This is a genomic window from Photorhabdus sp. RM71S, from assembly GCF_042879355.1.
GTDB lineage: Bacteria > Pseudomonadota > Gammaproteobacteria > Enterobacterales > Enterobacteriaceae > Photorhabdus > Photorhabdus kayaii.
In genome coordinates this window covers 1-371 of the sequence record NZ_JBHFKV010000227.1, presented here as the reverse complement: position 1 = coordinate 371, position 371 = coordinate 1, and the positions used below count along the sequence as shown (strand labels likewise).

General features: G+C 43.9%; 1 protein-coding gene. It reads left to right on the top strand.

Annotation, left to right across the window (positions count from 1 at the left end):
• On the top strand, nt 1-241 hold a 241-nt coding region (locus ACGF5R_RS24640), incomplete at its 5' end, for a hypothetical protein (protein ID WP_387693275.1).
• Between the last annotated feature and the right edge of the window lie 130 nt (nt 242-371).

Genomic DNA, 371 nt, shown 5'->3' with positions numbered 1-371 from the left:
TCATCCTTCAACATCCAGCAGAGACAAGGGCCGTATTGCTAAATTAGCCAGTCAATTGGTAGCGAAATATGGTTTACCTGAATGGGCGTATCAACTCCCTGATCATAAGCCAGTAGTTGTCATAGAAGGTGAACATGCCGAAATGCTGATCCAAGCATTGGAAAGAAAAGGGAAGATAAAGAGAAAAGCCTCATTACCTGCCACGGATGAGGCCAGTCAATTACAGCTAGATATGAGGTAATTATACATGAAACAAAAAATTAATTACAGCGCTGTGCATAAAAACATCATGCGTGATCGGGCTGTTCGCTCGGTCACGGAGCAAGGAGCAAAGAAACTTCGGGAAGCACTGGACGATGCTCAATTGAGGT